This is a genomic window from Myroides sp. N17-2 (assembly GCF_002286775.1).
Taxonomy (GTDB): domain Bacteria; phylum Bacteroidota; class Bacteroidia; order Flavobacteriales; family Flavobacteriaceae; genus Flavobacterium.
In genome coordinates this window covers 1-11639 of sequence record NZ_NSGJ01000075.1, presented here as the reverse complement: position 1 = coordinate 11639, position 11639 = coordinate 1, and the positions used below count along the sequence as shown (strand labels likewise).

At 32.9% G+C, this 11639-nt stretch carries 9 protein-coding genes; 8 read left to right on the top strand and 1 reads right to left on the bottom strand.

Translation table 11 applies throughout. The annotated features are described in order from the left end of the window. Positions 1-252 precede the first annotated feature (252 nt). Positions 253-1101, bottom strand: a complete 849-nt coding sequence (locus tag CF599_RS18765) for an RteC domain-containing protein (RefSeq protein ID WP_121967460.1) — start codon at positions 1099-1101, stop codon at positions 253-255. Between the two features lie 368 nt (positions 1102-1469). Here CF599_RS18765 and CF599_RS18760 point away from each other — a divergent pair, with 368 nt between their 5' ends. The 8 genes from CF599_RS18760 to CF599_RS18725 all read left to right on the top strand — a co-directional run. After that, positions 1470-2477, top strand: coding sequence for a DUF3945 domain-containing protein (locus CF599_RS18760; protein WP_121967459.1), 1008 nt, complete (start codon positions 1470-1472; stop codon positions 2475-2477). Between the two features lie 253 nt (positions 2478-2730). Continuing rightward, positions 2731-3123 (top strand): DUF5367 domain-containing protein, encoded by a 393-nt coding sequence (locus CF599_RS18755; protein ID WP_121967458.1) that lies wholly within the window; start codon positions 2731-2733, stop codon positions 3121-3123. Positions 3124-3512: 389 nt separating this feature from the next. Further along, complete coding sequence (locus CF599_RS18750; RefSeq protein ID WP_121967457.1) at positions 3513-6308, top strand: TonB-dependent receptor plug domain-containing protein; 2796 nt, start codon at positions 3513-3515, stop codon at positions 6306-6308. A 19-nt stretch (positions 6309-6327) separates the two neighbouring features. Then, positions 6328-7554, top strand: coding sequence for a DUF4876 domain-containing protein (locus tag CF599_RS18745; protein ID WP_121967456.1), 1227 nt, complete (start codon positions 6328-6330; stop codon positions 7552-7554). A 12-nt stretch (positions 7555-7566) separates the two neighbouring features. Next, a complete protein-coding gene (locus CF599_RS18740) occupies positions 7567-9096 on the top strand; it encodes a DUF6850 family outer membrane beta-barrel protein (RefSeq protein ID WP_143824839.1) in 1530 nt (509 codons plus the stop codon). Between the two features lie 79 nt (positions 9097-9175). Then, positions 9176-10246, top strand: coding sequence for a cytochrome-c peroxidase (locus CF599_RS18735; protein WP_254050367.1), 1071 nt, complete (start codon positions 9176-9178; stop codon positions 10244-10246). Between the two features lie 118 nt (positions 10247-10364). Next, on the top strand, positions 10365-10820 hold the full coding sequence (gene tnpA / locus CF599_RS18730) for an IS200/IS605 family transposase (RefSeq protein WP_121967453.1): 456 nt from the start codon (positions 10365-10367) through the stop codon (positions 10818-10820). Positions 10821-11075: 255 nt separating this feature from the next. Then, the coding region (locus CF599_RS18725) for a DUF4372 domain-containing protein (RefSeq protein ID WP_121967452.1) at positions 11076-11639 on the top strand (564 nt) is incomplete at its 3' end.

Here is an 11639-nt window from a genome sequence, read left to right as displayed (position 1 = left end):
AACCGCCACCAAAACTCCAACAAGGGGTTCTATTTTAGATTTTACGGAAATATATCTTGTATCCTACTGAAGTGGGAGGATATTTTATGCCTGAAATTTATTTAGGACGCTATTGATTTAAGATACTTAAATATACGGATTTTTATATTTTTTTATGCATAATTATTAATATAACTCATGTTTTAAAACAGATTTTAAAACAGTTTAACAATAAAAGGCTGCCTTATTTTGCAATGAGGCAGCCTTTTACTGTTATTCTCTATCCATGTACTTTTCTAGATTTGTTTTAAGCTTATCAAGATAACTTGTTCTTGATTTGGCTCTTGTTTTCATCCTGTGAAAAGCGTGGTGTATATCTATAAGATTAATACCAAAAAGGCCTTGAAATAGAACCGCTATTTTACGTATTTCTAGGTTACCATTATTAATAGCTTTACTAGCATATAAAGCATAGATAAGCTCTATTAAAGCATTTTGGGATTCTGACCATTGTAATGCGTTATCTAAAGCCATGTTGTTTGTTTTACAGTTAGTTATGTTTTGTATGTCACATAATCTAACTAGGAAGTAGTTATAGAGCATCTCTGATGAAAGTATTCTAGCTATTTTGTAGTCATAGTAGGTAGAAAATAGAGGGTCTATTTCAAAAATAAAACTATTAATACCATTTAGAAAGTTAATGTTGCCCAGTGTAAAGTACTGTAAGTCCCTATCAGTTCTATCACTTTTATAGTATCTATAGAAATCTGTTTTGTTCGCATGGATTTTAAACTCTGTCATAAGTTCATCTATTTTCTTTTGATAGTAGTCCTCTAATAGCACATTTGGATAAGTGGGAGAGGTGGTCTCAATACGATAAATTTTATTGTAATAGATTACTTTGGCTAGTATTTGTGGTTTTATGTGTTTGAAGAAATATATTTCTTCTTCAATTGAATTAAACCCGTCTTTAAGTATAACATTTTTAAGTGTAAATAAGATATTACTTAAATAGCTAATCATGTGTTTGGCTTCTTCGATAATTAAACCAGGCTGCAGAGTAAGTTTTTGTTCTTCTTGTAAGATACAATTGTGAGTTGCGGCGTAATTGAGTTTTGTCATAATTTATTTTGGTTTTTAAAGGTTAATCATTTACTTAATAAATTATTGTGGGAAGACATTATTATTTGGCTTATTAAATTAGTGATTTAAAGTACTCTAGAGTGTTAAAGTATTCTAAGAGTATGATTTTTAGTACTTTAAAGTGTTTATGTCTCTAGGCTGTAAGTGAAACTAAGTCAAAAAGAGTATTGAATCTCTAAACCTTTTTTGACTTTAGTAATCTTTCTTTGAAAATAAACAAGTTCAATTTGAGCTGCTATACTCACAAGTAGTAACTAAAGGCCAAAGTCAACCTTGTAGTTACATTATTACACTTACAAGGGCTCTTTACTATAGTTTTAATTTTTAATCATTTAAAACTATGTATTATGAGTACAAAAAACACAGAAAGACAAGGAGAACTTTCAAAAGAAAACAAGGTAGCTGAACCCGTAAAAGAACAGGAGCAATATAAGGCTTACAAATTTGACATAAAGGACATTGATTGGGATTCTTTATCAAGACTTGGGCTTTCAAAAGAAAAACTGCAAGAAATGGATTTGTTAGACTCGCTTTTAAAGGGCTATAAAACAAAAGACTTAGTGGCTATAAATTTAGATTTAGGATCTGCTGTGTTCTCCCTTGATGCAAGATTATCCCTTGAAAAAAGCGAACATGGTAAGGTAGTTATGGCTCTTGAAGGGGTAAAGAAATATCCTAATCTTAACGTACCGCTATATGGTCACGACTTTTCTAAAGAAGACAAGCACAACCTTTTAAAAACAGGTAATATGGGTAGGGTAGTGGAGCTTACTCATCCAACTACTAAAGAGAAGATTCCATCGGTTGTGAGTGTGGATAGACTAACCAATAACCTTATTGTAACAAGGGTAGAAAGGATGCAATTGCCAAAACAGGTAAAAGGTATTGTGTTAAGTCAAGAACAGCTTCAAACTTTAAAAGATGGTAAACCACTTTTAGTAGAAGGGATGACTTCAGCCAAAGGTAGTTTGTTTAACGCCGAGATTCAGTATAATGCTGCTAAAGGACATATTGAGTTTTTGTTTGACAATACCAATAAACAAAGTCAAAATCAAGGCCAGACCCAGAATCAAAAACAAAGTTACTCACAACTATCAGATGACTTTAAAACCTTTAGAGGTAAAGAGCTTGATCAGAAACAGCAAGCAGATTTGTTGGCAGGAAAACTTGTTCTAGTAAAGGATATAATTGATAAAAAAGGCAATGCATATGAGGGCTTTGTTAGATTTAAAAAAGAATTTAATGAGGTTAAATTTTATTTTAGAAGTCCTGATAAAGTAGAACAATCGAATGTTCAATCACAAGCAGAAAAACAAAGTGAGCAGTCTCAAAAATCAAAAGGACCTAAGATATAGAACGTTTAGGTGTGAGAATAGTTTTTGTAGAAAAATTTAAGTGTAGTAAGATATCTTAAACTTTTTTTGTGGGTTAACATAAAAATCGTTTAAGATATCTACACAACTTAATGTTAGTGATTTTGTTAGTTTACAAGCTTATGTGGCAATAAGGTCTGGTATAGATTGCAGTTAGGTAGTTATTTTAAATAAACTTATCTTAGTAAACGATTTTGTTTAAGTAAAATAGAATACCCTTAAAAAAACCATAAAGATGAAAAACAAGAAGTATATTACCACAAGTTTTATTGTAGGCTTCACCGTTTGGCTTTTGGCTACAATTCTATTTCGTATTGCTGGGCAGTACTTTTTTATAACTGATAGTCTACCTATTATGCTTATTTTGTATCTAGGATTGATTCCTGCTTTAGGTCTTATCTCAACTCGAGTCTTTAAACGATTTAACCTAGGGCAACTTGAAAGTTTGAAGTCTGCTGTAATAATGGTCTTACCTGGTATGTTACTTGATACTATATGCGTAAAATTCTTTACAGAAGTATTTCCTAATATGTCAGAGGGTGATAGTAAAACATTTGGTTCATGGTTAATGTTTGCTTATTCAATTATTTTAATTTCTGCGCTTTTTAGAAGATCTACTTACAAATAATATCTAAATATAGAATCGTTTTTTTATGTTTTATAATTTTGTAAAAAGGGAGTTATACTTACTTGTCACAATAGTAAAGGTTAGTAGTTTTTGAACATTAAAATAACCATTTTTAAAGATCCTATTAATAGCTAGTATACAGTTAAAATTAATCTAAACACGATTTGATATGTCAATTTATGTAAACTTAAATTGACAGAATAAGGCATTTTATATATCTGTTTAGTAATATTATTTATATATATTCTAAATAATATTATGTATTAAGATGTTGATTTTGTGTTGTTTATTGTTTTTTTATACTAATCACTGTCTTTATTTAGACTTAATAAATAGATTAGTATTGTTTTTTAAGATACTTTTGCGGGGAAAGTTTTAATCGTTTTTTGATGTCCCTAACAGTAAAAGGTCGTTCAATTATAGCAGGATATCTTTGTTGTGCTATTGTGTTTTTATTTTGTAATATAACTTATTCACAGACTAAGAAAGTTGATGTTGAATTTAGTGTAGTTGATAGTAAAGGAAATGGAATATCTGATGTTTCTATTTCAATCGAATCTACTAGTGCTTCTTATTTTGGTCTAACTAATAAAAATGGATATTTTTCTGTTGGTGTACTTTCAGGTAGTTATACCATTTCCTATTTCCATTTATCTTATCTAACAGTAGAAAAAAAAGTTTCTGTTGTTAAACCAACTCTTATTAATCAAGAACTTAAACTTTCATTTAATCAATTAAATGAGGTTGTTATAACGGCTCAGGAAGGTAAAGGACTTTTCTCTAAGTCAGTTATCAACAGGCAAGCTATGGAGCATTTACAACCTTCTAGTTTTGCAGATGTGATGGAATTATTACCAGGAGGCTTATCTAAAGCACCAAGTTTAAACTCGGTTAATAGAGTTTTAATTCGTGAGTTTGGTCACGGGGGGAGTGGATATAATACTAGTTCTTTAGGAGTGCAATTTGTTATGGATGGCAATGTAATGAACTCTAACGCAGATATGCAGCTTAGTGTTTTTGGAAGTCAGATGGTTGGTAAAAGTGGTCCCCAAGCTAGTAGTAAAGAAACTTCTAGCATTGGAGTAGATATGCGTACTATACCCACTAACGACATCGAGAGTATCGAAATTATAAGAGGAATACCAGGGGTGTCTTATGGAGATTTAACCTCAGGACTTATTTTAATCAATCGCAAAAGTGGTGCAACTGCTTTGCAAGGAAGAATAAAAGCGGATGGCTTTAGCAAGTCTTATTACCTAGGTAAGGGAGTGAGCTTATCACCAAGTTGGAATTTAAATATGAGTCTTGATTATTTAAATGCCAAAGCAGACCCTAGAAATATCTATGAGACTTATAATCGTTTTGCAACCTCGATTAGATCAACTAAGACTTTTAAGTTTGACGTAGATCAACTAGTTTGGAAATCTTATGTTGACTTTAATTTCAACGTAGACAAGAATAAAGTAGATCCTGATACAGGTTATGACAAAGTAGATTCTTATGAGAATAATAAAAAGTTATTTGCTGTTTCTAATAATTTGGAGTACAAGTTTAATAGCTCTTCTTTTTTCAAGAAAATAAAATTCACCAGTAGCATAAGACAGGGCTTTGAGGATATTAAACAGCGTGTTTTTGTTCAGTATAGCGGACCAACAGCTGTGTCTATAGCTAGGGAGCAAGGGGTTAATGATGGATATTTTCCTGAGCTAAGTTTTATATCTGATGCAAAAACAGAGGGAAGACCTTTAGATATAAATAGTAAACTTGAGGCTACGACTGAATTTATAACTTTAAGAGCTACTCATAATTTAGAATTTGGACTTGACTATAAGTTTGCAAAAAATAATGGGAGAGGACAGATTTATGATGTTTTAAAACCACCTTCTGTTGCTATGACCACTCGTCCTAGATCTTTTAGAGATATACCAGGGTATCAGAATATCGCTTTTTTTATAGGGGATAAATTAAATTGGAATATACAGGAGAATAAAGTTAGCTTTTACGCAGGTATTAGAGCATCAACAATGCTGGGTATGGATAAAAGCTACGCTTTAAGCGATAAAGTGTATATAGAGCCAAGGTTTATTAGCCAGTGGAGTTTACCGCGTTTTGAAATTGCGAATATGCCTATTGGTATTGATTTGACTCTAGGGTACGGGGAGCTGTATAAACAACCTACCCAAAATATGCTTTATCCCAATCTTCGCTATAGAGATTATCAACAGTTAAACTTTAGACCTGAAAATCCAGCTTTGCACTATGTAAACTTTATGACCTATGTAGAGGATGTCACTAACAGAGATTTACTGGCAGCTAGGAACATAAAAAAAGAAATAAGATTAGACTTAAGTGTTGGGAAACATGAGTTTTTTATGACTTATTTCCATGAGAAGATGCCCTCGGGCTTTAGAAGAGCAAGTCAATATAAAGTGCTGACATATAACCGTTACAATGCCTCAGGTTTAGATATAGCCAATATGACAAGTAAACCTAATATTGATGAATTGCCTTTTGAGACAAGACAAACGTTTCAGGACTTGGTTTTCGATACCAATGGTAGTAGTACTACCAAAAGCGGAATTGAGTTTGGTTATACCACACCTAGATTTAAGTCTTTAAACACGAAGTTTACTCTTAGTGGCGCTTATTTTAAAAATACTTATATCAATAGTGAGGCGGTACAAGAGACCTCTAGTAAGTCTATTAATGGACAAAGTATTCCTTATATCGGGATTTATAAAAGTGATAATGGATTTGTATATTCAGGAATGAATTATAACCTAATTGTTGATACCTATTTACCTGCATTGGGAATGAATATTTCGGGTTCTTTTCAAGGAGTACTCTTTAGGGATGAAACTCGTCAACATCGCAAAGACGCTCCCGAGTCTTACTTTGGTTATGATCAAATTATTCACCCTTTTACAGATGCTGACAAGCAGGATATGTATAAGCAGTGGCTTGTTAGAAGTGTAAGTTTGACAGACAACTTTGCCAATCATTACAATTTTGACCTTAGGGTGAATTTGAAAGTAACCAAGAAAATATTTGATGCCTTTAAAATGTCACTGTTTGTAAATAAGCTATTTACATATTATACCCCTTATACCTTTAACGGAGTTAAAGTAGAACGCAAAGAAGTGTCAGAACCATACTTCGGAATGGAACTGACTTATAAATTTTAAAAAACGTAATATAATAAAAATGAAAAAAAACTTACTTACCCTATTTTTAGCCCTTGGGCTTTTAGCCACGACTAGTATTTCTTGTAGTAGCGATGACAATTCATCTGAAATTGTACAAAGTAAATCAAGCGTGTTAAAACTATCTTTTAAAGCAGAAAACATCAAATCTTATGATAATGTAGTTTTGGAGCTTGTAGAAACAAACTCAGGAGTGAAAACTACCAAAATAGTAACTCAAAACACATTAGAGTTTCCAATAGACAAAGGGTCATATAAAATCTCAATTAATGGAAAAGTAACCCTTACCTCTGGGGAGCAAATGGAAATTGGAGGAAACTCTTCTATTGATTTAATACAAGAGACACAGAGTTTATCAATTGATTTGATCTTAAAAGTCTTTAGTGAAGACTTTATTATAGAAGAGGTTTTTTTCACTGGGGTAAGAACTCTAGAAGGGAAGCTTTATACAGGAGGAAGATACTTTAAGTTAACTAACAATACTGACAAAGTATTAAAAACAGGTGGACTTCTTATTTGTCAATCAGAATTTTTCAATACTGTTAACCACAATGTAACACCAAATATCGTAAATAGTGATTTTGGGGTACAAGCTGTACTTATGATTCCTAAAGAACATTCAAAAGATGTTGAGCCAGGAGATTTTATTGTTGTTGCTGATATGGCTACTAATCACAAAAAAGCAAATATCCCTGCTTTTGATTTAAGCAAAGCAGATTATGAGTTTCCAAACTTAGATAACCCAAAATTAGGACAGGTTGACAATCCTGCTGTTCCTAATGCAAAAGTTATCTATAGTACAATGAATTTTAACATGTTTTTTCTTAATGATAGAGGAGCTGAGAGTTACGCTTTGGCTAGATTCCCTGAGAACGTAACTGTTCAGACGTGGCTTACCGAGTATACCTATGATTATGAGTACTTAAATAAAGCAGGAAATATCACTAAAAAGAAAACGTACAGAATCCCAAATTCTTGGATCTTAGACGGAGTTAATTCTTCTCCAACAGAAAAATGGGTACACAACACTTTAGGCGCGTCACTTGATGCTGGTTGGACTGGAGTAGGAACCATTGATTCAGATCCATCTAGATATGGAAAATCTATCCGTCGTAAAGTTGTGGGTAAGATGCAAAATGGAAAGAATATGTATAAAGACACCAACAACTCAACTGTTGACTTTATGCGTGATTCTGAAGTAAGTCTGGCATCAGGTATTGTTCATTAATAAGTGATTAGATTGAAAAATTACATTTATGTCTCTTGTTTTCTATCTTTTGTTTCAACCCTTGCACTTCAGGCTCAAAAGAGTCAAGAGCTGATAGAGACGATGAAACAGCACGATAAACTAGAACAAACTTATAAAAGTTCTTATTACTATAATCCCTCAACTATGGGGGATTATAATGATTATTCTACTTCGGAGTTTTCTTTGAATTACAATAAAGAGCAAAAGGATTTATTCCTGTTTCAAAAAGGAAAGTCAAACAACCAAGTAAGCATTGATATTAATTCTTATAAAAAACTGAGTAACAACAGAACAATCTGGGGGTCGGCAAGTTATAAGAATCAAGTACAGAAAGGAGTACTTTGGAGTAACAACGTTGATATTGATTTAATAGGCCCTTATGCTATGGCAGATTCTGTTGCCAATGATTTCAAAAGCGAATCGTATGAGTTCAAAGGAGGATACGCCAAAGAGATTAATAGGTGGTCATTAGGAGTAGAACTAGGTTATATGGCTACTATGGGCTATAAAAAAAGAGATCCCAGGCCTAAGAGTGTTTCTTCGGATATGAGACTAAAAGGAGGAGTGGGCTATGCACTAAGTAGTTTGTGGAAGGTTGATCTTTCAGCTGGGGTACATAAATATACTCAAAATACCTCTGTGACTTTTGCCAATCAAACCCAGCAAGCTGGTCTTTACCAGATGCAAGGATTGGGAACTTGGAATAATTACTTTAGTGGTAAAACGACTAAGGCTGTTTATGAAACCTTTGGTTATAACCTTGGAGTAGGACTAGCTAGAAAAGATGATTTCTTAGTTGCTTTTAAATTGGGCAATGATAATATGAGCAAAGATGTACTAGCTGCATTAGGTTCTAGTAGTGATGGTTATGAAATAAACCAACTAAAGAATAACTATTATAGCCTTATGGCTACTAAATTTTTCACTCTAGATTCTACTTCTAAGATAGCCTTGAAGTACCAAACTCAGTCTGAAAAGAAACGTGGAACAGATATTTATTATACTAATAATGATACATTTTTAAAGAAACTGATGCAAAAAGAGCTGTATAGTTATACCCAGACGAGTCACCTAGTAGAAGCTTTTTATAGAAAACAATACAATAAAAGCCAGCTAACATTACAACCTTTTTGGATGTATCAGTCTGTAAAAGTATCTATCAAAGAGGTAAATAAAAAACAAGACCTTACTTATAATTACTTTGGGTTGAAAACTAGTTTTCTGACCAGGGTAAATGATAGGAGTACTTTAGAACTTAATTATGACCTTGTGTTTAGAAACACACTTACCTCTAGAGTTGATCTAAAAACAGATCAAGGTAAAGAGAGTATAAATACTTGGATGGAGAATGATTTGGAGTATTTAAAACAAAACTATATTCAAAATGAGTTAGCTGTAAAATACTCATATAAATACGAACAGTTACCTCCAATTTTCATTGCTTTAAAAGCAAATCAAGTCAATTTTTCTAATAAGAAAACCAATCATTATATAGGAGTATCGGTTGGTGTGAATTTTTAATATGCAGATAATTAAAAGAAGTATTTTACCACTAGTGTATATATTTTGTTTTTTGGGATTTACCAGGGATTAGACAAATCTGTTTAATCCTGATTCGCCAGAGTATACAGCCATAGTGGAGAGTTATAAAATGCCAATTTCCTCTTGGCCAACACCAACAATAGACAAGGGAGTAGGATGGCAAGAGTTTGAGAGTATTAAAAGGGATTCTCTTTTTGTAGAAACTCAAAGAAAACCTATAGTAATCCTTGGAAAGATGTTGTTTTTTGACCCTAAACTTTCAAAGTCAAACCAGATATCATGTAGTACGTGTCACGATCCAGAAATAGGATGGACAGATAAGCGTAGAGTAGCCCTGGGACATGATCATTTGCAAGGGATGAGAAATACGCCTTCTTTATACAATATTGCTAATCGCAAAACATTTTTTTGGGATGGAAGGGCTATTACTTTAGAAGAACAAGCTAAAGGGCCTTTATCAGCTCATAATGAAATGGCTATGGATATTGCTGTTTTGCCCCCAAAGCTAAGTGATATAAAAGGGTATGCTACCTATTTTAAGGAGGCATTTGGAGAAAGTAAGATTACTTATAATCGAATTGTAGAATCGCTTGCTGCTTTTCAAAAAACAATCAAAAGTCAACGTAGTCGAGTAGATGCTTTTATGGAAGGTAACTATAAAGCGTTAACAGATCAAGAGATTTACGGAATGCATCTTTTTAGAACTAAAGGTAGATGTATGAACTGCCACTATGGAGTAGATCTTACAGATGATAAGTTCCACAATATAGGTCTAACTTATTACAAGCGTCAATATCAAGATTTAGGAAGGTATGAGATAACAAAGGATCCTGATCATGTGGGGCAGTTTAGAACTCCTTCTTTAAGAGATTTGCTTAACACCAGACCATGGATGCACAATGGCCTGTTTGATAATCTAACGGGTATTGTAAATATCTATAATAGCGGAATGCATATGATAGATCCAAGTGCTGAGAAAAAACTAGCCGATCCGATGTATCCAGTTACAGATTCATTAATGAAACCACTGGGGTTAAGTAGAGAGGATAATGCAGCTATTGTTTCATTTTTAGAAGCACTATCTGGAACTCGCTTTAGAATGCAACGTCCTGATTTTCCAAGAGAATAATAAGAATTAAAAGCCTTTACTTTATAGACATATTGTCTAGATTAGTAAAGGCTTTTTAATCAAAAGAATTCCTCGAGGCTCTGCCTCGGGGTTCATTGGTAAAGATTATATTTGTTAGATGAGTGAACATATTTTCAAACGGCATAATAAAAGCTTGTTACTTTATCATTTGGTTTGTCCTATAAAATATCGAAGAAATGTTTTATCAGAGGAGGTTGAAATTAGTTTGGTTGAAGTTTGTCGTAATATTTCAGACCGATATGAAATTCATTTTGTTGAAATAGGAGCAGATGACAATCATGTGCATTTTTTGATTCAAAGTGTACCAAAAATCTCTGTTGAAGTTATTGTTAGAACAGTAAAGAGTATTACAGCTAAAGAGATTTTTCGCTTGCATCCCGAGGTCAAAAGTCAATTGTGGGGTGGTAATTTTTGGACTAGTGGATATTATGTTAATACAGTTGGTCAGTATGGTAATGTGGATGTGATTCAGAAATACATTCAAAATCAAGGAGGAGAAGAAACTGTTTATAAATCGTTCAATAAAAATCAGTTGCTGTTATCTTTCGAGTAACGCGATACCTCGAGGCTCTGCCTCGGGGTAGTTCATTTTATTGTGTTTTTTAGTTACCACACACAAAGTACATACCGAAGATATTACCGAAGTTCAAGAGTTAAAATAAAAATTCAAATAGGTTTGGATGAGTTCTGGATATTTATAGCAGGAATATCAATAGCGTCCTAAACGTTTAAAAAAAGGCACAAAAAAAGAGAGTAAATTAAGGATCTCAAATTATCTTTGAGTTGCACACCAAAAAACACTCTCTCTATGACAAATGTAACTTTATTTTCTCAAATAATCCAAAAACTAGATCGTTCAAAGTTTAAGAAAATAGTAAAAGAAAGGCAAACAGATAAACACAACAAAGGTTTTGATAGTTGGAGTCATTTAATCTCTATGTTATTTTGTCATTTTGCTCGAAGTAAATCTGTTCGTGATATTAGTAATGGACTTCGTTCTGCTACCGGAAATCTAAACCACCTTGGTATAGACAAAGCACCATCTAAATCATCAGTAAGTTATCAGAATAAAAATAGATCCCATGAGCTCTTTAAAGAGTACTATTTTGCTTTGCTCGAAAGTTTAGGACAGCATCCCAAGTTTAAGCAGGTGAAGTTCCGAATCAAGTCAAAAATCCTGTTATTAGACTCCACAACAATATCTCTGTGTTTGAGCATTTTTGATTGGGCAAAATACAAGACCAATAAAGGTGCTGTTAAAATGCATACACTCCTTGATTTTGATGGGAATTTACCAGCTTATATTAATATTACAAATGGTAAAACGGCTGATAATAAAGGAGCTTATGATATCCCATTACTCAAAGGCAGT